This window comes from Streptomyces sp. TSRI0107 (assembly GCF_001905845.1).
GTDB lineage: Bacteria > Actinomycetota > Actinomycetes > Streptomycetales > Streptomycetaceae > Streptomyces.
On record NZ_LIVZ01000005.1, the window covers coordinates 510,441 to 532,663 of the forward strand.

The window sequence follows — 22,223 nt, forward strand, 5'->3', positions numbered from 1 at the left end:
GAGGACGGACCGTCCGGGGCCACGTCATGTCCGGCGCCACCTTCGACGTCACGTCCGGCCCCCGTTGGACAGGGTGTCCCGAACCCGCCCGGCCGCACTCGACGGGACGTCGATTGTCCGCGTCCGGACCGGCCCGGCATCCTTCCGGGGTGCCCCCCAGGACCTCGAACCTCTCCCGCCGTTCGCTGCTGCGCGCCCTCGGCGGCGCCGCCGCCCTCACCGGACTCGCCGGCTGCGGCGTCCCGGCCGCGTACGTCGCGCCCGGCGACCGCGCCACCCGCGATCTCTCCGCCACCGACAAGCGGCTGACCTGGGCGAACTGGCCGCTGTACATCGACACCGACGACGCGGACGAGACCAGCCGGCCCAGCCTGCGGGCGTTCGAGCGCCGGACCGGGATCTCCGTCGACTACGTCGAGGAGATCAACGACAACGACGAGTTCTTCGGCAAGATCAGCCCCGCGCTGATGAACAACCAGCCCACCGGCCGCGACCTGATCGTCGTCAGCGACTGGATGTGCGCCCGGTTCGTCCGGCTGGGCTGGGTGCAGGAGATGGACCGCGCCCGGCAGCCCAACGTCACCCGGTACCTCGACCCGCTGCTGCGCTCACCCGCCTTCGACCCCGGCCGCGCGTCCACCGTGCCCTGGCAGTCCGGCATCACCGGCATCGCCTACAACCACCGGGTGCTCGGCCGCGAGATCCGCCGGGTCTCCGACCTGTGGGCGGACGACCTCAAGGGCCGGGTGACCCTGCTGTCCGGCCTCGACGAGGCGTTCGCGCTGCTGATGCAGGGCGACGGCGTCGACATCACCCGCTGGACCGCCGACGACTTCCACCGCATGTGCGACGCGGTGGAGGAGCAGGTGCGCCGCGGCCAGATCCGCCGGTTCACCGGCAACGACTACATCAAGGACCTCTCCAGCGGCGACGTGCTCGCCTGCCAGGCGTACTCCGGAGACGTCATCCAGCTCCAGGCCGACGACCCCGACATCCGCTTCGTCGTCCCCGAGGAAGGCGCCGAGCTGTGGTCCGAGTCCCTGATGATCCCCAACCTCGCCTCGCACAAGGCGAACGCCGAGCGGCTGATCGACCACTACTACCAGCCCGAGGTCGCCGCCGAGCTGGCCGCCTGGGTGAACTACGTCTGCCCCGTGCCGGCCGCCCGGGACGTGCTGGCCTCCGCCAAGGACGCGGAGACCGCCGCCCTGGCGGAGGACCCGCTGATCTTCCCGGACGCCGGGATGCGTGAACGGCTCGCGATCGCCCGGGACATCACGTCCGGGGAGCGGGTGGAGTTCGGCAAGCGGTGGAACGCGATCGCCGGGCTGTGACGGCCGCGTTCCGTCAGTGACCGTGCGGGCTCTCCTCGTGCTGCTCCGAGGCCGGGGCGTCCGGGGCGGACGGGGTGGGCGGGGTGGACGGGGCGTCGGAGGCGGCCGGGGCCCGCTCGCCCGCCCGGACCGTGAAGGCCGCCGTGTGGACCTCGCCGTCGGCCTTGAAGTCGAGGAAGAGCCGGTAGGCGCCCTCGGTGGGGGCGGTGGCGGAGAAGGCGACCTCGGGTCCGGAGACGGCGGTGCCGTGGGCCTCCTCGTGCGGGTGGACGTGCAGGTAGGCGAGGTCTCCGGAGCGCAGGGCGACCAGATGGCCGTAGGCGCCGAGGTAGGGCTGGAGGCCGGTGACCGGCTCGCCGTCGCGGCGGACGGTGAACGTGAGGTCGCTCTCGCCGCCGGCCTTCAGGGTGCCGTCGAGGGTGACGGTGTAGCCGTCCACGGTGGCCGTGGCGGCGGGCGCGGGCAGGGCGTCCGGGGTGTAGGTGCCGGAGGCCGCGAGGTCGGCGCCGAGGGTCAGGCCCTCCCGCTCGGCGGCGGGGGTGAAGTCGGCGAGGACGCGGTAGCCGCCGGGGTCGGGGAGGGTGGCGGTGGTGGTCCAGGTGCCGTCGGCCGAGCGGGTGGGGTGCAGGTGCCGGTAGGCGGTCAGGTCGCGTGAGGCGACGATCAGGTGCAGTTCCTTCTCGTGCTCGCGCCGGTACTCGGTCACCGGCCGGCCGTCCGCGTCGCGGATGACGAACCGCAGGGTCGCCGGGGTGTCCGCGCGCACGCGGGGGGTTTCGAGGTCGAGGGTGTAGCCCCCTTCGGAGACCTGGAGGCCGCCCGGTGTGGTGCCGCCCGGTGCGGCGGACGCGGGGGAGGAGTGGGCGGCCGACTCGTGCCCCCCGCCGTCGTCCGTGGAGACCGGGGAGACGGTGGCGCCGATGCCGTACGCGGCGGCGAAGGACGCGGCCAGGGCCGCACCGAAGGCGCCGATCTTCTGCAGGGGATGCATCTCTGACTCCAGACTGCTCTTGATCCCAGTACCCGGAGGGGGTATACATGTGAGCACCTTATACCCCCAGGGGGTATCAAGTGAAGAGGGCTCGGCAGAGCCGGCGAGCGGGAATCCCAGGAGGAGCGATGATCACTACGGCCCCCGGTGCCACCGAGGTCGAACTCGCCATCGGCGGAATGACCTGCGCCTCCTGTGCGGCGCGCATCGAGAAGAAGCTCAACCGCATGGACGGCGTCACCGCCACCGTCAACTACGCGACGGAGAAGGCGAAGGTGACCTACGTCGGGGACGTGACCGTCCCCGACCTGATCGCCACCGTCGAGGCCACCGGATACACCGCGCACGAACCCGCGCCCCCCGAAGCCCCGCAGGAGACGGCGGAGGCCGCGGCCGACGAGCTGAAGCCGCTGCGGGAACGGCTGCTCACCGCCGTGGTGCTCGCCGTCCCGGTGATCGCCATGGCCATGATTCCGGCGCTCCAGTTCGAGTACTGGCAGTGGCTGTCCCTCACCCTCGCCGCACCCGTCGTCACCTACGCCGCGTGGCCGTTCCACCGCGCCGCCTGGACCAACGCCCGGCACGGCGCCGCCACCATGGACACGCTGATCTCCCTCGGCACCTCGGCGGCGTTCCTGTGGTCGCTGTGGGCGCTGTTCCTCGGCAGCGCGGGCACCCCCGGCATGACCCACCCCTTCGAGCTGACCATCGCCCGCAGCGACGGCGCCGGGAACATCTACCTGGAGGCCGCCGCCGGCGTCACCGCGTTCATCCTGGCCGGCCGCTACTTCGAGGCCCGCTCCAAGCGCAAGGCGGGCGCGGCCCTGCGGGCGCTGATGGAACTCGGCGCGAAGGACGTCACCGTGCTGCGTGGCGGCACCGAAGTGCGGGTGCCCATCGCGGAGTTGAAGGCCGGGGACCGGTTCCTGGTCCGGCCCGGCGAGAAGATCGCCACCGACGGCAGCGTCGTCGAGGGCACCTCCGCCGTCGACGCCTCCATGCTCACCGGCGAGTCCGTCCCCGTCGAAGTCGGCGTCGGCGACTCCGTCACCGGCGCCACCGTCAACGCGGGCGGTCGGCTCGTCGTCGAGGCCACCCGGGTCGGTGCCGACACCCAGCTCGCCCGGATGGCCAAGCTGGTCGAGGACGCGCAGAACGGCAAGGCCGCCGCACAGCGCCTCGCCGACCGCATCTCCGGCGTGTTCGTGCCGGTCGTCATCGCCCTGGCCCTCGGCACCCTCGGCTTCTGGCTCGGCAACGGCGCCGGACTGACCGCCGCCTTCACCGCGGCCGTCGCCGTGCTGATCATCGCCTGCCCGTGCGCCCTCGGGCTGGCCACGCCGACCGCGCTGCTCGTCGGCACCGGGCGCGGCGCCCAGCTGGGCATCCTGATCAAGGGCCCGGAGGTCCTGGAGTCCACCCGCAAGGCCGACACGATCGTCCTGGACAAGACCGGCACCGTCACCACCGGCCGTATGACCCTGCTCGCCGTGCACACCGCCGAAGGCACCGGCGCCGACGAGGTCCTGCGTCTTGCCGGGGCCCTGGAGAACGCGTCCGAGCACCCCATCGCCCAGGCGGTCGCCGCCGGAGCCACCGAGCGGACCGGGGCCCTGCCCGTCCCGGAGGACTTCGCCAACGTGCCGGGACTCGGCGTGCAGGGCGTCGTAGACGGGCACGCCGTCCTCGTCGGCAGGGAGAAGCTGCTGGACGAGTGGGCGATCGGGCTGCCCGCGGAGCTGAAGGAGGCCAAGGCGCGGGCCGAGGCCGCGGGGCGGACCGCCATCGCCGTGGCCTGGGACGGCGAGGCGCGGGCCGTCCTGGAGGTCGCCGACGCCGTCAAGGACACCAGCGCGGAGGCCGTCCGTCGGCTCCGGGCGCTCGGGCTGCGGCCCGTGCTGCTCACCGGCGACAACCGGGCCGTCGCCGAGGCTGTGGCCGAGGAGGTCGGCATCGACGAGGTGATCGCCGAGGTGCTGCCCGAGGACAAGGTCGAGGTGGTCAAGCGGCTGCAGGGCGAGGGCCGTACGGTCGCCATGGTCGGCGACGGGGTCAACGACGCCGCCGCGCTCGCCCAGGCCGACCTGGGCCTCGCGATGGGCACCGGCACCGACGCGGCGATCGAGGCCGGCGACCTCACCCTGGTCCGTGGCGACCTGCGGGCCGCCGCCGACGCGATCCGCCTCTCGCGCCGGACCCTCGGCACCATCAGGTCCAACCTCTTCTGGGCCTTCGCCTACAACGTGGCCGCGCTGCCGCTCGCCGCGGCGGGCCTGCTCAACCCGATGATCGCGGGGGCGGCGATGGCGTTCTCGTCGGTGTTCGTGGTGGGCAACTCGCTGCGGCTGCGGGGGTTCAAGGCCGCGGACTGAGGAACGGTGAGGGCGGACCGCACCGGGGGCGACCGCGAGGTCGCCCCCTTCCGCACGGGCTACCCGAGGGCCGCCGCCACGATGCCGTCGACCACCGGGTTGCCCGACTCGTCCTTCGCGGCGGTGTCGTTGACCGAGTAGACGACGGTACGGCTGAGATCGCGGGTGGCGCCGATGCCCGTGCTGTAGCCGTACCGGCCCCCGGACTTGACCCAGTAGACCCGGCCCTCGTGCTCGAAGCGCTGCAGCCCGGCGCTGTAGGTGGCGCCCTCGATGTGCGCCGGGACCCGGAACATCTCCCGCAGCTGCGGCCGCGGCACGATCCGGCCCCGGAACAGGGAGTCGACCAGCCGCTCCAGATCGGCGGTGGTGGAGATCATGTCGCCGGCCGCCCAGCGGTCCGCCTGGTTCCACTCGGTGACGTCGACGAGCCGGGTCGTGCCGTCGGGCCGCGGCATCACCTGGTAGCCCCGGTTGTGCGGGCCGTCGATCCGGGGGTCGGTGCCGGGGAAGTACGTGTCCCGCATCCCGGCGGGCCGCAGCACGCGCCGAGTGGCCTCCGAGGCGTACGAGTGGCCGGTGACCTTCTCGATGAGCAGGCCCAGGATCGTGTAGTTGATGTTCAGGTAGTGCTGCCGCTTCCCGGGGCGGAACTCCGGCCCCTTCGCCACCGCCGACGCCACCACCCGCTCCGGGGTGAGCGTGTCGAAGCGGTGCTCGTACTCCTCCTCGACCGTGCTTCCGAGGCCGTCGCCCGGCTGGATGCCGCTGGTGTGGTTCAGCAGCTGCCGTACCGTGACCGGCCGGAACTCCGGGCCGAGCAGCCCGGGGAGGTAGTGCTGCACCGGCCGGTTCAGGTCGATCCGGCCCTCCGCGGCGAGGTCCAGGACGACGGCCGCCGTCACCACCTTCGTCGTGGAACCGGCGCGGAAGCGGCCGTCCGGGTCGGCCGCGCGGCCGCTCACCAGATCGCGCACGCCCGCGCTGCCCCGCCAGACCCCGTCCGTGCCGCCGATCCGCACCAGGGCGGCGGTGGCGTGCGCGTTCGGCACGTCCTCGAGCGCCGTGCTCAGGGCGACCGTGTCCGGAGCCTGCCGCTGCTGCCGGTCGGCGGCGGGCGGCGCGGGGGAGGCCACGGCGGGGCCGGCTGCCAGCGGGCCACCCGCCGCGAGGGCGAGGGCGAGGACCGCGGCCATGGTCGTACGACGGCTGAGACGCATCGGAGGTCGGCTCCTGGGGTCGGCGGGACGATGCTGATCATCTTCCGGGGACGCCGTCCCACCCCGGATCGCCCGTGAGGAGGGTGCCGGACCCTGGCCCGTCCCGGATCAACAGCCCCGCGTGCCCCGGGAGTTGTCAGGAGGAGCCCCTAGGGGGCGTCTGGGGGGCGGGTTCGTGACGCTCCTGGGCCGCCATCACCTCGTCGCCGTGCTCGAACGCCCAGGCGCCGAAGGCGTCGATCGGAGCCAGCAGGGTCCGGCCGAGCGCGGTGAGCTCGTACTCCACGCGCGGCGGGGCGCCGCCGTACGCCCGCCGGGCGACGAGCCCGTTGAACTCCAGCCGGCGCAGCGTCTCGGTCAGCACCTTCTGGCTGATCCCGCCGATGCGCTCACGCAGTTCGCCGGGGCGGTACGGGCCGTCCTTGAGCGCCCATATCACCACCGCGTTCCAGGTGTTGGCGAGCAGGTCGAAGGCGAGCCGGGCACGGCAGTCGGCGAGGAAGGCCTGGTCGTAGGTCACGCACCGAATGGTGCCCGAGTGGCCTCCTACGGTGCTGCCCATGCGGATCGGAATTCTCGGAACCGGAGACATGGCGGACGCGCTGGGCACGCGGTGGCGGCGGGCCGGCCACGAGGTGAGGGCCGGCGGACGCCGGGACGGCGGACTGCGCGCGGCGGCCGGACACGGCACGGACGCGGTGCTGCTCGCACTGCCCTACCAGGCCGTCGTGGAGGTGGTCGGCGAACTGGCCGACGTGCTGCACGGGCGGACGCTGATCGACTGCACCAACCCGGTCGGCCCCGGCTTCGCGCTGCGCACGGCCGGCGGCCCCTCGGCGGCCGAACGCGTCGCCGCCGCCGCGCCCGGCGCCCACGTCGTCAAGGCCTTCAACCTCTGCCACGTCGACGTCTGGCGGCTGACCCCGCCCGTCTTCGACGGCCGCCCGCTCGCGGTGCCGCTGTGCGGCGACGACGCGGGGGCACTGTCCGTCGTGCGGCGGCTCGTGCGCGACCTCGGCTGCGAGCCGCTGTCCGCCGGGGGCCTGGACCGGGCCGGGCTGGTGGAGGCGACGGCGGCGCTGCTGATCGGGCTGTGGGTGGGGGAGGGGGCGGACGCCCAGGCCATCGCGCCGCCGCTGGAGTACGCCGGCCCGCGCACCTAGGGGTGTCTCGCCGATCAGGCCGGGCGGAAACTACTTGACGCAATGGAAAGTGCTGCACTACTTTCCATTGCGTCAAGTAGTTCCCGAGGAAGCAGGTACTCGCGCATGGACAAGACGCCGGACGAGACGCCGGAGACGACGCCGGGCATGACGCCGGACCCCGCCGACGTCCTCGCCGAGATCGAGCGGGTCCAGCAGAAGGGCTACGCCGACCAGCGGCTCCCGCTCTGGTACCTGCCGAGCGTGGTCGTCCTGGTCACCGTCGCCGCGATCGCGACCGAACTGGACGGCGCCGCGCAGATCGTCCTCACCGTGGCGGACGTCGCGGGCATCGCCGCGCTCACCGGGACGCTGGCCGCCCGTATGCGCGTCAGATGGCGGCCACGCACCTGGACCGTCAACGCCGGTGTGCGGATGGCGCTCTGGATGGCCTCGATCTGCGGTGTCTGGGGGCTCGTGCCGGTCATCGTCGACGGCTTCGTCGAGTCCACGATCTGGCAGAAGGTCATCGCCGGTGTCGTGGCCGCCCTGTACACGGCGGCCACCAATCGCTGGGCCGAGAACCAGGTGCTGGCCCACTCGACGGGAAGGGTCGTCCGGTGAACCTCGACCCGGTGATCCACGCACCCGCCCGGCTCCAGATCGTCTCCCTGCTGGCGGCGGCGACCGAGGCCGAGTTCGCCTTCGTCCGCGACAGCCTCCGGATCAGCGACTCGGTCCTGTCCAAGCACGCCGCCGCCCTGGAGAAGGCGGGCTACGTCGACATCCGCAAGGGCTACGTCGGCAAGCGCCCGCGGACCTGGCTCAGCCTCAGCCCGCAGGGCCGTCAGGCCTTCACCGAGTACGTCGCCGAGCTCCAGCGGATCGTCGGCCGGCCCCTCGCCGAGAACCCGGCCGACGGCGAGACCCCCTGACGGACGGCACGACCGCGCCGAGGCCCCGGAGCACTCAGTGCCCGCGGCGCAGCGCGCACAGGGCGTCGATGCGGTTGGTGGTGATGGAGTCGACGCCCGCGGCGAGGAGGCGGCGCATCGCGCGGACCGTGTCCGGGGTCCACACCGACAGCAGGTAGCCGTCGCGGTGGACGCGGGCGGCGAGGTCGCGATCGACCAGCCCGAAGCGGTAGTTGAGCCAGCGCGGGCGGACCGCGTCCAGCAGCACGGGCCGCGGCGGGGCCACAGTCGTCCAGGTCAGGGCGATCTCCGCGGCCGGATCGGCGGCCCGCACCGAGAGCATCGCGGTGGCGCCGGCGCAGTAGAAGACGCGTTCCTCGGCGCCGCACTCGCGGACCACGTCCACCACCCGGCGAGCGGCCCGGACGTCCGGGCGGCCGGGCAGGTCCAGCATCACCCGGCTGCCGTCGGTCGCCGCCAGCGCGTCGGCCAGCGTCGGCACCCGATCCGCCGTCAGCTCGCTCAACTCCGCGGCCGTCAGCGCGAGTAGCGGCCGGTCCAGCTCCCACAGCCGCTTCAGCGTCTCGTCGTGCAGCAGCACCGGTACGCCGTCCCGGGTCAGCCGTACGTCGACCTCGACCGCGTCCGCGCCCAGCCGGAGCGCGGTACGCAGCGAGTCGAGCGTGTTCTCACGGGCGTGGTAGGGGGCGCCGCGATGGCCCACGGCGGTCACATTGCGCATGGGGCCCATTGTGGGGCCCCGCGGTGAGGACGGGTCAGGGGGCGAGCCAGGCCGAGGTGTAGGTGTCGATCTCGGCGGCCAGCCGGGCCTTGCCGGCCGGGTCGAGGAACGACGCCTCGACGGCGTTCTTCGCCAGCTCGGCGAGCCCCCGCTCGTCCAGGTCCAGGAGCCGGGCGGCGACGGCGTACTCGTTGTTGAGGTCCGTGCCGAACATGGGCGGGTCGTCGGAGTTGATCGTCACGAGGACACCGGCGCGGGTGAACTCCTTGATCGGGTGCTCGTCGAGCGTACGGACCGCGCGCGTGGCGATGTTGGAGGTCGGGCACACCTCCAACGGGATGCGGTGCTCGGCGAGATGCGCGAGCAGCTTCTCGTCCTGGGCGGAACTCGTGCCGTGGCCGATGCGCTCGGCGCGCAGATGCGTGAGCGCGTCCCAGACCGTCTCCGGGCCGGTCGTCTCACCCGCGTGCGGCACGGAACGCAGCCCGGCGGCGATCGCGCGGTCGAAGTACGGCTTGAACTGCGGGCGCGGTACGCCGATCTCGGGGCCGCCCAGCCCGAAGGAGACCAGCCCCTCCGGGCGCACCCGGTCGTCGGTGGCGAGCCGGGTCGTCTCCTCGGCGGCCTCCAGGCCCGCCTCGCCCGGGATGTCGAAGCACCAGCGCAGCACCGTCCCGAACTCGGCCTCGGCCGCCTTGCGGGCGTCCTCGATCGCGTCCATGAACGCGTTCTCCTCGATGCCGCGGCGGGTGGAGGAGAACGGGGTGATGGTCAGCTCCGCGTACCGCACCTGCTGGCGCGCCAGATCGCGGGCCACCTCGTACGTCAGCAGGCGCACGTCCTCCGGGGTGCGGATCAGGTCGACGACCGACAGGTACACCTCGATGAAGTGCGCGAAGTCCGTGAACGTGAAGTAGTCGACCAGCGCCTCGGGGTCCGTCGGCACCTTCGAGTCGGGGTGCCGGGCGGCCAGTTCGGCGACGATCCGGGGGGAGGCGGAGCCGACGTGGTGCACATGCAGTTCGGCCTTCGGCAGTCCGGCGATGAAGGCGTGCGGGTCGCCTGCGGCGGGCGTGGCGAGACGGTCGGTCACGGGTTCCTCCCCGGCAAGGGCGCTCCCCGGCGGTGCGGGGGCGCGGTGATCGGCTGATCGGTGGGTCGGGGTCATCGTAGGACGGGCGGGTGGGGAGGTGGGGCTGGGCCTGGGGCCGGGGGGGCGTTGCACGCCGGTGCCGTGCCGGCGCCGGTACGGGGCGGCCCCGCTGTGGTCAGGCCGTGGCCGTAGCATGACGGAACGCACGACAGAGGGGATCCCGCGCATGTCCGACGACGCGCAGCCGCCGACGGCGCAGGAGCACGACGCCGCGCCCGACGCCACGGCCCCCAAGGTGCCGCTGAGCAAGGAGACCCCGCAGGACGCGGCCGCCGCGCGGACGCCGGGGGAGCCCCGGCCCGACGACCCGTGGGCGCCGCCCGCCGCCGACAGGGCCGGCGGCCCCGGTGACACCATCGCCTCCGGCGGACCCGCGCCCCTCTCCGTGCACGACCAGCAGACGATCACCTCCCTGCCCGCGGACGACGGCGCCGACAGCCCCCGGCAGTGGGCCGCGCCGACCGTCCCGGCGAACGGCGCTTCCAACCCGTTCGCCCCGCCGAGCGCCGACGCCTCGGCGACGGGCGGCTCCCCGGTGATCGGCGCGCCCGACCCCTTCGCCCCGCCCAACCCCTTCGCACCCCCGGCCGCCTCCGCACCGCACGTCCAGGGCGGGGCCGTGCCTCCGCCGCCCATCGCGCCGGACGGGCCCGGTCAGGTGCCGTACGGCTATACCGTCGGGTACGGCTACCCGCCCGCCGCCGGAGGCGGTTACTACGGCTGGCCCGGGATGGCGCCCATGCCCAGCAACGGCATGGGTACGGCAGGGCTCGTGCTCGGCATCCTCGGGGCGATCGTGTTCTGCCTGTGGCCGCTGGCCATCGTCCTCGGTGTACTGGGCGTGATCTTCGGCGCGATCGGCCGCCGGAAGGCGAGCCGGGGCGAGGCCACGAACGGCGGTCAGGCGCTCGCCGGGATCATCTGCGGCGTGGCCGGGATCGTCCTCGGCATCACGATGGGTGTGCTGGTGCTGGTGGCCTGACGGCCGCCGCGGGCCGGGGGGTCAGCCGGCGTGGCCGGTCTCTCCCCGCCGCAGCCGCGCCCGCGCCTCCATCAGCGCGAACCCCAGCAGGTTCGGCCCCCGCCACCGCTCCGGATCGTTCGCGCCCGGGTCGTCCGCGGCGAGCCCGATGCCCCACACCCGGTCCACCGGACTGGCCTCCACCAGTACCCGCTCCCCCGTGTTCAGCAGAAACCGCCCCAGCTCCGGGTGTGCGGCGAACTTGCGGACGCTGCCCTCGACCACGATGCCGAACCGCTCCCGCTCCCAGACGCCCTCGTCGAACCCCCGGACCAGGCGCCCCGCCTTCTTCGCCTCGGCCGGGTGCGCCGCGGCCAGCACGCGCCGCTCGGCCTCCGGGTCGTCGAAGAGGCGGGCCTTGGCGGCCATCATCCAGTGCTCCGCCGTCGCGTACTCCACTCCGTCGGCGGTGAACGGCGACGGCCACCACTGGCTGAGGCAGCTCGGCCCGATGCCTCCGTCCGGCCGGGGCCGGTGCCCCCAGAAGTGCAGGTACTTCACTCGGAACCCCGCCCGCACCTCCTTGACCAGGGCTTCCCGCGAGTCGATCTTCTCCATGCACGCCAGTCTGGCAGCCACCACTGACATTCCGTCCCCCGTTTTTCCCGTCGACTCGACACCTGGTCGACAGATTCCGTTGCGTAACCAAAAGGCAACAACGGAATCACTTGTTGGAGTGCCGGTGCTCTGTCAGGATCGGCACTCAATTCGAGCTGGAGCTACGCCACCCACCCCCTGGACACCATGCCCGGCGGGGCCTCGGCGGAGGAGAGCGACATGCACAACCCGGGCACGACCACCCCGGAACGATTCCCCGCACAAGAGCGTTTCGCGGCCGGTGCGCAGTTCATCGGCGGCCGGCTGACGAAGGGCACCTCGGGCCGTACGCACGCCGTCGTCGACCCGGCCGGCGGCAAGGAGGTCTTCGTCTACGAGCTGGCGAGCACCGACGACGTCGACGCCGCCGTCGCCGCGGCCAAGGCCGCCTTCCCGGGCTGGGCCGGGGCCACTCCCGGCGAGCGTTCCGACGCGCTGCACCGGCTCGCCGGCGTCCTCGCCGACCGGGCGGAGGAGTTCGCCCGCGCGGAGTCCCTCCAGTGCGGCAAGCCGCTGAAGCTGACCCGGGAGTTCGACGTGCCCGGCACGATCGACAACACCGCGTTCTTCGCGGGCGCCGCCCGGCACCTTCAGGGGCAGTCGGCCGGGGAGTACTCCGGGGACCACACCTCGTACGTCCGCCGTGAGCCCATCGGTGTCGTCGGCTCGATCGCGCCCTGGAACTACCCCCTCCAGATGGCCGCCTGGAAGATCCTTCCGGCGATCGCCGCGGGCAACACCATCGTCCTGAAGCCCGCCGAGCTGACCCCGCTGACCTCGCTCCTCTTCGCCGAGGCCGTCAGGGACGCGGGCATCCCGGACGGTGTCGTCAATATCGTCACCGGCACCGGGCGGGAAGCCGGCGAGCACCTGGTCGGCCACCCCGACGTGGCCATGACCTCGTTCACCGGCTCCACCCCGGTCGGCAAGCGCGTCGCCGAGATCGCCACCGCCACCGTCAAGCGGCTCCACCTGGAGCTGGGCGGCAAGGCGCCGTTCGTCGTCTTCGACGACGCCGACCTGGAGGCGGCCGTGCACGGCGCGGTCGCGGGCTCGCTCATCAACACCGGGCAGGACTGCACGGCCGCCACGCGCGCGTACGTGCAGCGCCCGCTGTACGAGGCGTTCGTCGAGCGGACCGCCGCCCTCATGGAGACCGTCCGGCTCGGCGACCCGTTCGCCCCGGGCACCGACCTCGGCCCGCTGATCAGCCACGTCCAGCGGGACCGCGTGGCCGGCTTCGTCGACCGGGCGCGGGCCTACGCGCGCGTGGTCACCGGCGGCGAGGCACCCGGCGGGGAACTCGCCGACGGCGCCTACTACCGGCCCACGCTGGTCGCGGACGCGCCCCAGGACAGCGAGATCGTCCAGTCGGAGATCTTCGGGCCGGTCCTGGTCGTGCTGCCCTTCGACACCGACGACGAGGGCATCGCGCTCGCCAACGACACCCCGTACGGCCTCGCCGCCTCCGCGTGGAGCCGGGACGTCTACCGGGCGAACCGGGCCACCCGCGAGATCAAGGCGGGCTGTGTGTGGGTCAACGACCACATCCCGATCATCAGCGAGATGCCGCACGGCGGGTACAAGCAGTCCGGCTGCGGCAAGGACATGTCCGCGTACTCGTTCGATGAGTACACGCAGATCAAGCACGTAATGTTCGACAACACGGCGGTGGCAGGGAAGGACTGGCACCGCACCGTCTTCGGGGACCGATAGCAGTCAGGCCGCCTGACCCGCGGCCGCCCACCCTCCCGAAAGGGCACCACGCGCATGGAGCAGTACGAGCCAGACCGCCTGTCCCCGGCCCAAGTGGCCGCCATGCGGCGCAGCTTGCGCAACGGCAGGGCCGCTCTCAGCCGCCGTTCCCTGTTGCGCGCCTCCGCCGGCGGCGCGCTCGTGGCCGGCGGTCTGGGGGCGCTGAGCGCCTGCGGCATCCCCCCGGCGGCCCAGACCTCCGGGGTCTCGTCGGAGGACCACTCGGCGAAGGAGAAGACCGTGAGCTTCTCCAACTGGACCGAGTACATGGACGTCGACGAGAGCGAGAAGCACCACCCGACCCTCGACGCGTTCGAGAAGCGGACCGGCATCACGGTCAAGTACACCGAGGACATCAACGACAACGTCGAGTTCTTCGGCAAGATCAAGCCGCAGCTCGCGGCCGGCCAGTCCACCGGCCGTGACCTGATCTGCGTGACCGACTGGCTCGCCGCGCGCCTGATCCGCTTCGGATGGGTCCAGAAACTGGACGCGTCCAACCTGCCGACCGCCTACGCCAATCTGTCCCAGCAGTTCCGCAGCCCGGACTGGGACCCGGGACGGGCGTACTCCTACCCGTGGACCGGTATCTCCACGGTCATCGCCTACAACAAGAAGGCGCTCGACGGCGTCGAGGTCACGTCGGTCTCCGACATGCTCGACAACCCCAGGCTCAAGGGCCGGGTCGGCTTCCTGTCCGAGATGCGCGACAGCGTCGGCATGACCCTGCTCGACATGGGCAAGGACCCGGGCCGCTTCACCGACGACGACTACGACGCGGCGATCGCCCGCCTCCAGAAGGCCGTCGACAAGGGCCAGATCCGCCGCTTCACCGGCAACGACTACACCTCCGACCTCACCAAGGGCGACCTCGCGGCCTGTCTCGCCTGGGCCGGCGACGTGGTCCAGCTGAAGGCGGACAGCCCGGACGTCGACTTCCTCATCCCCGACAGCGGTTACCTCACCTCGACGGACAACCTGCTGGTGCCGAACAAGGCCCGGCACAAGACGAACGCCGAGCGGCTGATCGACTACTACTACGAGCCCGGCCCGGCCGCCCAGCTCGCCGCGTACATCAACTACGTGTGTCCCGTCGACGGGGTGAAGGAAGAGCTGGCGAAGATCGACGAGGACGCGGCGAACAACCCGCTGATCCTCCCGGACAAGGCCATGGCCGCCAAGTCCCGTGCCTTCCGCTCGCTGAGCGCGAAGGAAGAGACGGCCTACGAAGAGAAGTTCGCGAAGCTCACAGGGGCGTGACGACCATGACGACGACAGACAACAGCGGCGACGTCCGCCTCTCCGGCATCAGCAAGACCTACGGCTCCTTCACCGCCGTGCACCCGCTCGACCTGACCGTGCCGCAGGGCTCCTTCTTCGCCCTGCTCGGCGCCTCCGGCTGCGGCAAGACCACCACCCTGCGGATGATCGCCGGCCTGGAGGAACCGACCACCGGCACCGTCTCGCTCGGCGAGCAGGACGTGACCCGGCTGCCTCCGTACAAGCGGCCGGTGAACACGGTCTTCCAGTCCTACGCGCTCTTCCCGCACCTCGACATCTTCGAGAACATCGCCTTCGGTCTGCGCCGGCGCGGCATCAAGTCGGTGAGGAAGCAGGTCGACGAGATGCTGGAGCTCGTCCAGCTCGGCGAGCACGCGCGCAAGAAGCCGCACCAGCTCTCCGGCGGCCAGCAGCAGCGCGTCGCGGTCGCCCGCGCGCTGATCAACCACCCGAAGGTGCTGCTCCTCGACGAGCCGCTGGGCGCCCTCGACCTGAAGCTGCGCCGCCAGATGCAGCTGGAGCTGAAGCGCATCCAGACCGAGGTCGGCATCACCTTCGTGCACGTCACGCACGACCAGGAGGAGGCCATGACGATGGCCGACACGGTCGCCGTGATGAACGCGGGCCGCGTGGAACAGCTCGGCGCCCCCGCCGACCTGTACGAGAACCCGCAGAGCACGTTCGTCGCGAACTTCCTCGGCACGTCCAACCTGATCGAGGCCGAGGTCGACGCGGCCGGCGGCGACGAGATCGTGCTCAAGGCGGGCGGCGGGAAGCTGGCCCTGCCGTCGCAGCGGTGCGGCGCCGCCGCGTCGCCCGGCGGCAAGGTGCTGGTCGGCGTACGGCCGGAGAAGATCTCCCTCACGCACGCCGACGACGCGGGGGAGATAGCGGACGGCCGCAACCGGGTGACGGGCCGGATCGCCGACGCCAGCTTCATCGGCGTCTCCACCCAGTACGTCGTCGACAGCCCGGCGGGCTCCGCGCTCCAGGTCTACGTCCAGAACGTCGACCGCGACGCCCGCCTGGTCCCCGGCGCCGAGGTCGTCCTGCACTGGAACCCCGCCCACACCTTCGGGCTGGACGCGGCCCAGGACATCCAGGCCGGGGTGGAGAAGGTCGAGGAAGACGCCTGATGACGACGCTCACCGAGGCGCCGCCGCCGCTCGCGCCGACCGCACCCGAGAAGAAGCCGCCGCGCCGGCGCGGCCGCTGGACGCCGTACCTGCTGCTGCTTCCCGGCATCCTGTGGCTGCTGGTCTTCTTCGCGCTGCCGATGGTCTACCAGGGCTCCACGTCCGTGCAGACGGGCTCCCTGGAGGACGGCTACAAGGTCACCTGGCACTTCGCCACCTACTGGGACGCGCTGTCCGAGTACTGGCCGCAGTTCCTGCGCTCGGTGCTGTACGCCGGTGCGGCGACGATCCTGTGCCTGCTGCTCGGCTACCCGCTGGCGTATCTGATCGCCTTCCGCGCGGGACGCTGGAAGCACCTGATCATGATCCTGGTGATCGCGCCGTTCTTCACCAGCTTCCTGATCCGCACCCTCGCCTGGAAGACGATCCTCGCCGACAGCGGCCCGGTCGTCGGGGCGCTGAACTCGCTGCACGTCCTGGACGTCACCAGCTGGCTCGGCATGACCTCGGGCGACCGGGTGCTGGCCACGCCGCTGGCGGTCGTCTGCGGTCTGACGTACAACTTCCTGCCGTTCATGATCCTGCCGCTGTACACCTCGCTGGAGCGCATCGACGGCCGGCTGCACGAGGCGGCGGGCGACCTGTACGCCAAGCCCTTCACCACCTTCCGCAAGGTCACCTTCCCGCTGTCGATGCCCGGTGTCGTCTCCGGCACGCTGCTGACCTTCATCCCGGCCGCCGGCGACTACGTCAACGCGGATCTGCTCGGCTCCACCGACACCCGCATGGTCGGCAACGTCATCCAGTCGCAGTTCCTGCGGATCCTGGACTATCCGACGGCCGCCGCCCTCTCGTTCATCCTGATGTTCGCGATCCTCATCATGGTCACGCTCTACATCCGCAGGTCCGGGACGGAGGATCTGGTTTAAATGGCCTTCGTCGACTGGCTCAAGCGCCGTCTCGTCGTCATCGCGGGACTGTTCACGCTCGGTTATCTGCTGCTGCCGAACATCGTGGTGACGGTGTTCTCCTTCAACGACCCGAAGGGGCGCTTCAACTACGAGTGGCAGAAGTTCTCCACGGACGCCTGGACCGATCCGTGCGGGGTCGCCGACCTGTGCGGCTCGCTCTCGCTCAGCCTCCAGATCGCCCTGTGGTCGACGCTCGGCGCCACCGCGCTCGGCACGGCGATCGCCTTCGCGCTGGTGCGGTACCGCTTCCGGGCGCGCGGCGCCGTCAGCTCGCTGATCTTCCTGCCCATGGCGATGCCCGAGGTGGTGATGGCGGCCTCGCTGCTCACCCTCTTCCTCAACATGGGCGTCCAGCTGGGCTTCTGGACGATCCTCATCGCCCACATCATGTTCTGCCTCAGCTTCGTCGTGACGGCCGTCAAGGCGCGCGTCATGTCGATGGACCCCAGGCTGGAGCAGGCCGCGCAGGACCTCTACGCCGGCCCGTTCCAGACCTTCCTGCGGGTCACCCTGCCGATCGCGGCACCCGGAATCGCCGCGGGCGCGCTGCTCGCCTTCGCGCTCTCCTTCGACGATTTCATCATCACCAATTTCAACGCGGGCTCCACCGTCACCTTCCCCATGTTCGTCTGGGGTTCGGCGCAGCGCGGAACGCCCGTCCAGATCAATGTCATCGGTACGGCCATGTTCGTCATCGCCGTGCTGCTCGTCCTGATATCCATGCTGATCAGTAATCGCCGCAACAAGCAGAAGGCGTAAAGCCCTCACAGTTCCGTAGGGAGTTGAAATCATGGCCCCAAGCGCCATGAGCCGTGGCAGTAACGACGCGACGAAATCTCTTTCCGAAGCCCAGCCGGTCCCGTACTGGCTGGACGACCCCGGCAGGCCCCGCCCCGAGCCCGCGCTCACCGGCCCCGAGACCTGCGACCTGCTGGTCGTGGGCGGCGGCTACAGCGGACTGTGGACCGCGCTGATCGCCAAGGAGCGCGACCCGCAGCGGGATGTGGTGCTGCTGGAGGGCCGCGAGGTGGGCTGGGCCGCCTCGGGCCGCAACGGCGGCTTCTGCGCCGCCTCCCTCACCCACGGGCTGCCCAACGGGCTCGCCCGCTGGCCGGACGAGATCCACAAGCTCGAGGAGCTGGGCGTCCGCAACCTCGACGAGATCGAGAAGGCGGTCGCCCGGCACGGCATCGACTGCGACTTCGAGCGCACCGGCGAGATCGACGTGGCCACCGAGACGTACCAGGCGTGGGAACTGCGCGACTGGTACGAGGAGATGGAACGCGAGGGCCTCGCCGACGGCGTCGAGTTCCTGGACGCCGACGCGGTCCGCGCGCAGGTGAACTCGCCCACCTTCCAGGCGGGCCTCTGGGACAAGCGGGGCGTGGCCATGCTCAACCCCGCGAAGCTGGCCTGGGGCCTGAAGCGGGCCTGCGTACGGCTCGGGGTGCGCGTCTACGAGCACACCCCCGCGCTCACGCTGAAGCCCTACGGCGCGGGTATGGCCGTACGCACCCCCTACGGCCGGGTCCGCGCCCGCACGGTCGCGCTCGGCACCAACATCTTCCCGAGCCTGGTGAAGCGGGTGCGGTCCTACACGGTCCCGGTCTACGACTACGCCCTGATGACCGAGCCGCTGACGGACGCCCAGCTCGCGGAGATCGGCTGGGAGGGCCGGCAGGGCCTCGGCGACAGCGCCAACCAGTTCCACTACTTCCGGCTGTCCGCCGACAACCGCATCCTGTGGGGCGGCTACGACGCGATCTACCCGTACGGCGGCCGGGTCCGCGCCGAGTACGACGACCGCCCGGAGACCTACGCCAAGCTCGCCGGGCACTTCTTCACCTGCTTCCCGCAGCTGGAGGGCGTCCGCTTCACCCACGCGTGGGGCGGCGCGATCGACACCTGCTCGCGCTTCTCGGCGTTCTTCGGCACCGCCCACCAGGGCAAGGTGGCGTACGCGGCCGGGTACACCGGCCTCGGCGTGGGCGCGACCCGGTTCGGCGCCGAGGTGATGCTGGACCTGCTGGCGGGGGAGCGCACCGAGCGGACCGAGCTGGAGATGGTCCGCAAGAAGCCGCTGCCGTTCCCGCCGGAGCCGTTCGCCTGGACCGGCATCGCCCTCACCAAGTGGTCGCTGGCCCGGGCGGACGCCCAGGGCGGGCGGCGCAATCTGTGGCTGCGGACGATGGACCGGCTGGGACTCGGCTTCGACAGCTGACCTGTGACGTGGCTCACCCGAAAGGGCGGGCCCGACTCGCGTAATGCTCCGGCCAGACCTCCCTCTCCCTCGTGGACGCGACCCGGCGTCCACGAGAGAACAGGGAGGTCTTTCCATGACTGGCGCGAAGACGGCGGTCGAATGGCTGGCATCCGTCGCACCGGATCCCGAGGCCTGCCGCTGGGAATGGGAGCGCAACCCCCTCGGGGTCGCGCTGCTGCCCGCGGGAAAGGCCTGGGACGTGCTGATCCTGCCCGGGGAGCTGGGCTGCCCCACGCTCGACGTGCTCACCCGCGTCCTCGACCGGCCGGGCCCGGTGCTCGCCGACTCCGGCGACACCCGCACGGGGTTCCTGGTGCCGCCGGGCACCGCGGCCCGCTGGGTCGGCACGGGCATCCGCGCGGCCGGGACCGGCACCTGGATCGTCGTGCCGTACCCGGGCCGCTCGACCGGCGGGGTGCGCTGGCTGGTGCCGCCTGACGGGTCGGGCACCCTCACCGATCCGGTCCTGCTGGAGCTGGCGATGCACGAGGCGGCGGCGGGTCTGGCCATGAAGCGGCAGAGGTAGCCCGAGGGGCACCGGACCCCTTGACACGGTGATTGGTCTGGACCAAGTTGTGAGCGCTCCACCCCTCCAATTCCCCCATGCCCGGAGGCACTTGTGGATCGCTTCAGACCGCTCGCCGTGCTCGTCGCGGCGGCACTGGCCCTGCCCGGCCTCACCGCGCTCTCGTCGGCCGCCCGTGCGGCCGACGCGGACCTCCTGCGCAACGGAGGCTTCGAAGCCGGCCTCGACGGCTGGACCTGCACGGCCGGTACGACCGTCACCAGCCCGGTGCGCAGCGGAAGCTCAGCCCTGCGCGCGACCCCGGCCGGCGGCGACAACGCCCGCTGTGCCCAGACCGTGACCGTGAAACCGGACTCCCAGTACACGCTCACCGGCCATGTCCGCGGCTCCTACGTCTACCTGGGCGCCTCCGGCACCGGCACCACCGACGTCTCCGCCTGGACCCAGTCCGCCGGCGACTGGCAGCAGCTCACCACGACCTTCCGCACCGGCCCGGCCACCACCAGCGTCACCGTCTACACCCACGGCTGGTACGGCACCGGGGCCTACCACGCCGACGACCTCTCCCTCGTCGGCCCCGGCGCCGGCCCCGCCCAGCCGCCCGCCGCGCCGACCGGCCTGAGGACCGGCACGATCACCGCGACCTCCGTCGCCCTGTCCTGGACGGCCGTCCCCGGCGCCACGGGCTACGCCCTCTACCGCGACGGCACCAAGGTGCGGACGGTCACCGGCACCTCGGCCACCGTGACCGGCCTCGCCCCCTCGACGGCGTACGCCTTCCAGGTCGCGGCCGTCAACGACGCGGGCGAGTCCGCGCGCTCCGCGACGGTCACCGCGACCACCGCGCCCGGCTCCGGCGGCGGCACCCCGGACCTCCCGCCGCACGCCCTGGTCGGCTATCTGCACGCCACCTTCGCCAACGGCTCCGGCTACACCCGCCTCGCCGACGTCCCCGACAGCTGGGACGTCATCGACCTGGCCTTCGGCGAGCCGACCTCGGTCACCTCCGGCGACATCCGCTTCACCCGCTGCCCGGTGACCGAGTGCCCGAACGTCGAGTCGGACGCCGAGTTCAAGGCCGCGATCAAGGCCAAGCAGGCGGCGGGCAAGAAGGTGCTGATCTCCATCGGCGGCCAGAACGGCCAGGTGCAGCTCACCACCACGGCCGCCCGCGACACCTTCGTCTCCTCCGTCTCCAGGATCATCGACGAGTACGGCCTGGACGGCCTCGACATCGACTTCGAGGGCCACTCGCTCTCGCTGAACGCCGACGACACCGACTTCAAGAATCCCAAGACCCCGGTGATCGTGAACCTGATCTCGGCGCTGAAGACCCTGAAGGCGAAGTACGGCGACGACTTCGTCCTGACCATGGCCCCGGAGACCTTCTTCGTCCAGCTCGGCTACCAGTACTACGGCACCGGCAGATGGGGCGGCCAGGACCCGCGGGCCGGGGCGTACCTGCCCGTCATCCACGCCCTGCGCGACGACCTGAGCCTGCTCCACGTCCAGGACTACAACTCGGGCCCGATCATGGGCCTCGACAACCAGTACCACTCCATGGGCGGCGCCGACTTCCACATCGCCATGACCGACATGCTGCTGACCGGCTTCCCGGTCGCGGGCGACGCGAACAACGTCTTCCCGCCGCTGCGCCCCGACCAGGTCGCCATCGGCATGCCGGCCACCACCAACGCGGGCAACGGGCACGTCTCCCCGGCCGAGGTGGTGAAGACCCTCGACTGCCTGACGAAGCGGACGAACTGCGGCTCGTACGCCACCCACGGCACCTGGCCCGCCCTGCGCGGCCTGATGACCTGGTCGATCAACTGGGACCGGTTCGGCGGCTGGGAGTTCCAGCGGACGTTCGACGGCTACTTCGGCTGACCCACCAGGCGAACAGGGTGAGCAGCACAGCACCCAGACACCAGCTCGCCAGCACGTCCAGCGGCCAGTGATATCCCCGCCGCACCAGCCCGAAGCCGACGCCGAGGTTGAGCGCGGCGCACAGCAGGAGCGCGGTGCGGCGGGCGGCGGCACGCCGCAGCCAGGGCAGGAGGAGCAGGGCCGCGCAGCCGTAGGCGACGGCGGCGGTGGCGGTGTGGCCGGAGGGGAAGTAGCCGGTGCCGGGCGGGACGGCGGGGGTGCCCGGCCGGCCGACCAGCTCCTTGACCGGTACGACGACCGCCGGGACCAGGGCCATGAGGGCGGCCGCGGCGACGGCCGGGCGCCACCAGCGGTCTGTACCGGTGGCGCGGGCCCGCCAGGCGGCGTACCCCACTGCCGCGGCCAGTACCGGCACCGCCACGGGCACGTTCCCGAGGTCGGCGAGGAGTTCGGAGGCCCGGTCCGGACGGACGAGTGCGCCGCTCAGCCGTTCGTCCAGGCGCACCAGCGGCCCGTCGGCGACGACCTGCCAGGTGATCAGCGCGAAGACGACGACGCCGAGGACGGGCAGCGCGAGAAGGGAGAAAAAGGTCGGCCGCCCCGGAACAGGGGGGGTGGTTCCGGGGCGGCCGAACGGATCGGAACGCCGCGCGCCCCGGGGGGTCTGGGGCGGGCGACCGTCCGATCGGTGAGGAGATCCGGAGCCGGAGGCACCGGTTGTGTGCGCGAGGGCACGACCAGGTCGAAGCTGGGGAGGCCCCGGCCTGATGTCACCCACAGTCCCCTGTGGGCGGGGTGTATCTCTCATCTGGTTAGAACCTACGGCAGCGGCCGCGAGGAGGACACCCGGAACAGCGTCCTGTCATCCACCTCGCACACCTTCTTCACACGCTCTGCCGAGGCCGCCTCAGATGCGCG

Annotated in this window: 20 protein-coding genes and 1 pseudogene; 14 read left to right on the forward strand and 7 right to left on the reverse strand. The window is 72.0% G+C overall.

What is annotated here, in order from left to right; all coding sequences use genetic code 11:
- Positions 1-149 precede the first annotated feature (149 nt).
- Positions 150-1,334, forward strand: a complete 1,185-nt coding sequence (locus tag AMK31_RS16075) for an ABC transporter substrate-binding protein (RefSeq protein ID WP_073941195.1) — start codon at positions 150-152, stop codon at positions 1,332-1,334.
- A gap of 13 nt (positions 1,335-1,347) precedes the next feature.
- Here the strand turns inward: AMK31_RS16075 and AMK31_RS16080 are convergent, their stop codons facing one another.
- The gene (locus tag AMK31_RS16080) at positions 1,348-2,325 is read right to left on the reverse strand and encodes a hypothetical protein (protein WP_073941196.1); all 978 of its coding nucleotides are present in this window, start codon (positions 2,323-2,325) and stop codon (positions 1,348-1,350) included.
- 128 nt (positions 2,326-2,453) lie between these two features.
- On the opposite strand from AMK31_RS16080, the gene AMK31_RS16085 reads away from it, so the two are divergent.
- Positions 2,454-4,697 (forward strand): heavy metal translocating P-type ATPase, encoded by a 2,244-nt coding sequence (locus AMK31_RS16085; protein WP_073941197.1) that lies wholly within the window; start codon positions 2,454-2,456, stop codon positions 4,695-4,697.
- A gap of 59 nt (positions 4,698-4,756) precedes the next feature.
- Here the strand turns inward: AMK31_RS16085 and AMK31_RS16090 are convergent, their stop codons facing one another.
- Together AMK31_RS16090 and AMK31_RS16095 are read right to left on the reverse strand one after the other, a co-directional pair.
- Entirely contained in the window at positions 4,757-5,917 is a 1,161-nt protein-coding gene (locus AMK31_RS16090; RefSeq protein WP_073941198.1) for a serine hydrolase domain-containing protein, read from the reverse strand.
- Between the two features lie 136 nt (positions 5,918-6,053).
- A complete protein-coding gene (locus tag AMK31_RS16095; protein WP_073941199.1) occupies positions 6,054-6,437 on the reverse strand; it encodes a winged helix-turn-helix transcriptional regulator in 384 nt (127 codons plus the stop codon).
- 40 nt (positions 6,438-6,477) lie between these two features.
- Here AMK31_RS16095 and AMK31_RS16100 point away from each other — a divergent pair, with 40 nt between their 5' ends.
- The 3 genes from AMK31_RS16100 (at position 6,478) to AMK31_RS41540 (ending at position 7,994) form a co-directional block, all read left to right on the forward strand.
- A complete protein-coding gene (locus AMK31_RS16100) occupies positions 6,478-7,080 on the forward strand; it encodes an NADPH-dependent F420 reductase (protein ID WP_073941200.1) in 603 nt (200 codons plus the stop codon).
- A gap of 105 nt (positions 7,081-7,185) precedes the next feature.
- Positions 7,186-7,683 carry a hypothetical protein gene (locus AMK31_RS41535; RefSeq protein WP_073941201.1) on the forward strand — a complete coding sequence of 166 codons (498 nt, stop codon included), beginning with the start codon at positions 7,186-7,188 and terminating at the stop codon, positions 7,681-7,683.
- Positions 7,680-7,994, forward strand: coding sequence for a winged helix-turn-helix domain-containing protein (locus AMK31_RS41540; protein ID WP_073941202.1), 315 nt, complete (start codon positions 7,680-7,682; stop codon positions 7,992-7,994). The genes AMK31_RS41535 and AMK31_RS41540 overlap by 4 nt, the downstream gene beginning before the upstream one ends.
- 34 nt (positions 7,995-8,028) lie before the next feature.
- On the opposite strand, the gene AMK31_RS16115 is transcribed toward AMK31_RS41540, so the two are convergent.
- A complete protein-coding gene (locus AMK31_RS16115) occupies positions 8,029-8,715 on the reverse strand; it encodes a glycerophosphodiester phosphodiesterase (RefSeq protein WP_073941203.1) in 687 nt (228 codons plus the stop codon).
- A 34-nt stretch (positions 8,716-8,749) separates the two neighbouring features.
- Positions 8,750-9,866, reverse strand: a pseudogene (locus tag AMK31_RS16120) (adenosine deaminase).
- A 168-nt stretch (positions 9,867-10,034) separates the two neighbouring features.
- On the opposite strand from AMK31_RS16120, the gene AMK31_RS41010 reads away from it, so the two are divergent.
- Complete coding sequence (locus tag AMK31_RS41010) at positions 10,035-10,850, forward strand: DUF4190 domain-containing protein (RefSeq protein ID WP_198948496.1); 816 nt, start codon at positions 10,035-10,037, stop codon at positions 10,848-10,850.
- A 21-nt stretch (positions 10,851-10,871) separates the two neighbouring features.
- Here AMK31_RS41010 and AMK31_RS16130 read toward each other — a convergent pair whose 3' ends face one another.
- Positions 10,872-11,477: an NADAR family protein gene (locus AMK31_RS16130; RefSeq protein ID WP_073941205.1), complete on the reverse strand. Its 606-nt coding sequence runs from the start codon at positions 11,475-11,477 to the stop codon at positions 10,872-10,874.
- A gap of 189 nt (positions 11,478-11,666) precedes the next feature.
- Here AMK31_RS16130 and AMK31_RS16135 point away from each other — a divergent pair, with 189 nt between their 5' ends.
- The 8 genes from AMK31_RS16135 (at position 11,667) to AMK31_RS16170 (ending at position 21,305) form a co-directional block, all read left to right on the forward strand.
- A complete protein-coding gene (locus tag AMK31_RS16135; protein ID WP_073941294.1) occupies positions 11,667-13,202 on the forward strand; it encodes a gamma-aminobutyraldehyde dehydrogenase in 1,536 nt (511 codons plus the stop codon).
- Positions 13,203-13,256: 54 nt separating this feature from the next.
- A complete protein-coding gene (locus AMK31_RS16140; RefSeq protein ID WP_073941206.1) occupies positions 13,257-14,501 on the forward strand; it encodes an ABC transporter substrate-binding protein in 1,245 nt (414 codons plus the stop codon).
- A complete protein-coding gene (locus AMK31_RS16145) occupies positions 14,498-15,658 on the forward strand; it encodes an ABC transporter ATP-binding protein (protein WP_073941207.1) in 1,161 nt (386 codons plus the stop codon). The genes AMK31_RS16140 and AMK31_RS16145 overlap by 4 nt, the downstream gene beginning before the upstream one ends.
- Complete coding sequence (locus AMK31_RS16150) at positions 15,658-16,587, forward strand: ABC transporter permease (protein ID WP_073941208.1); 930 nt, start codon at positions 15,658-15,660, stop codon at positions 16,585-16,587. The genes AMK31_RS16145 and AMK31_RS16150 overlap by 1 nt, the downstream gene beginning before the upstream one ends.
- Positions 16,588-17,388 (forward strand): ABC transporter permease, encoded by an 801-nt coding sequence (locus AMK31_RS16155; protein WP_073941209.1) that lies wholly within the window; start codon positions 16,588-16,590, stop codon positions 17,386-17,388.
- Positions 17,389-17,419: 31 nt separating this feature from the next.
- Positions 17,420-18,850: an NAD(P)/FAD-dependent oxidoreductase gene (locus AMK31_RS16160; protein ID WP_073941210.1), complete on the forward strand. Its 1,431-nt coding sequence runs from the start codon at positions 17,420-17,422 to the stop codon at positions 18,848-18,850.
- 115 nt (positions 18,851-18,965) lie between these two features.
- Positions 18,966-19,418, forward strand: a complete 453-nt coding sequence (locus AMK31_RS16165) for a hypothetical protein (RefSeq protein WP_073941211.1) — start codon at positions 18,966-18,968, stop codon at positions 19,416-19,418.
- Between the two features lie 93 nt (positions 19,419-19,511).
- Entirely contained in the window at positions 19,512-21,305 is a 1,794-nt protein-coding gene (locus AMK31_RS16170) for a chitinase (RefSeq protein ID WP_073941212.1), read from the forward strand.
- On the opposite strand, the gene AMK31_RS16175 is transcribed toward AMK31_RS16170, so the two are convergent.
- Positions 21,244-22,113 (reverse strand): phosphatase PAP2 family protein, encoded by an 870-nt coding sequence (locus tag AMK31_RS16175; RefSeq protein WP_079186841.1) that lies wholly within the window; start codon positions 22,111-22,113, stop codon positions 21,244-21,246. The genes AMK31_RS16170 and AMK31_RS16175 overlap by 62 nt on opposite strands.
- Between the last annotated feature and the right edge of the window lie 110 nt (positions 22,114-22,223).

Bases quoted from the DNA above. Each gene is read 5' to 3' on its own strand.
- AMK31_RS16080 (WP_073941196.1), bottom strand. From the start codon at position 2,325: ATGCATCCCCTGCAGAAGATCGGCGCCTTCGGTGCGGCCCTGGCCGCG.
- AMK31_RS16085 (WP_073941197.1), top strand. From the start codon at position 2,454: ATGATCACTACGGCCCCCGGTGCCACCGAGGTCGAACTCGCCATCGGC.
- AMK31_RS16090 (WP_073941198.1), bottom strand. From the start codon at position 5,917: ATGCGTCTCAGCCGTCGTACGACCATGGCCGCGGTCCTCGCCCTCGCC.
- AMK31_RS16100 (WP_073941200.1), top strand. From the start codon at position 6,478: ATGCGGATCGGAATTCTCGGAACCGGAGACATGGCGGACGCGCTGGGC.
- AMK31_RS41535 (WP_073941201.1), top strand. From the start codon at position 7,186: ATGGACAAGACGCCGGACGAGACGCCGGAGACGACGCCGGGCATGACG.
- AMK31_RS16115 (WP_073941203.1), bottom strand. From the start codon at position 8,715: ATGCGCAATGTGACCGCCGTGGGCCATCGCGGCGCCCCCTACCACGCC.
- AMK31_RS41010 (WP_198948496.1), top strand. From the start codon at position 10,035: ATGTCCGACGACGCGCAGCCGCCGACGGCGCAGGAGCACGACGCCGCG.
- AMK31_RS16130 (WP_073941205.1), bottom strand. From the start codon at position 11,477: ATGTCAGTGGTGGCTGCCAGACTGGCGTGCATGGAGAAGATCGACTCG.
- AMK31_RS16135 (WP_073941294.1), top strand. From the start codon at position 11,667: ATGCACAACCCGGGCACGACCACCCCGGAACGATTCCCCGCACAAGAG.
- AMK31_RS16140 (WP_073941206.1), top strand. From the start codon at position 13,257: ATGGAGCAGTACGAGCCAGACCGCCTGTCCCCGGCCCAAGTGGCCGCC.
- AMK31_RS16150 (WP_073941208.1), top strand. From the start codon at position 15,658: ATGACGACGCTCACCGAGGCGCCGCCGCCGCTCGCGCCGACCGCACCC.
- AMK31_RS16155 (WP_073941209.1), top strand. From the start codon at position 16,588: ATGGCCTTCGTCGACTGGCTCAAGCGCCGTCTCGTCGTCATCGCGGGA.
- AMK31_RS16160 (WP_073941210.1), top strand. From the start codon at position 17,420: ATGGCCCCAAGCGCCATGAGCCGTGGCAGTAACGACGCGACGAAATCT.
- AMK31_RS16165 (WP_073941211.1), top strand. From the start codon at position 18,966: ATGACTGGCGCGAAGACGGCGGTCGAATGGCTGGCATCCGTCGCACCG.
- AMK31_RS16175 (WP_079186841.1), bottom strand. From the start codon at position 22,113: ATGAGAGATACACCCCGCCCACAGGGGACTGTGGGTGACATCAGGCCG.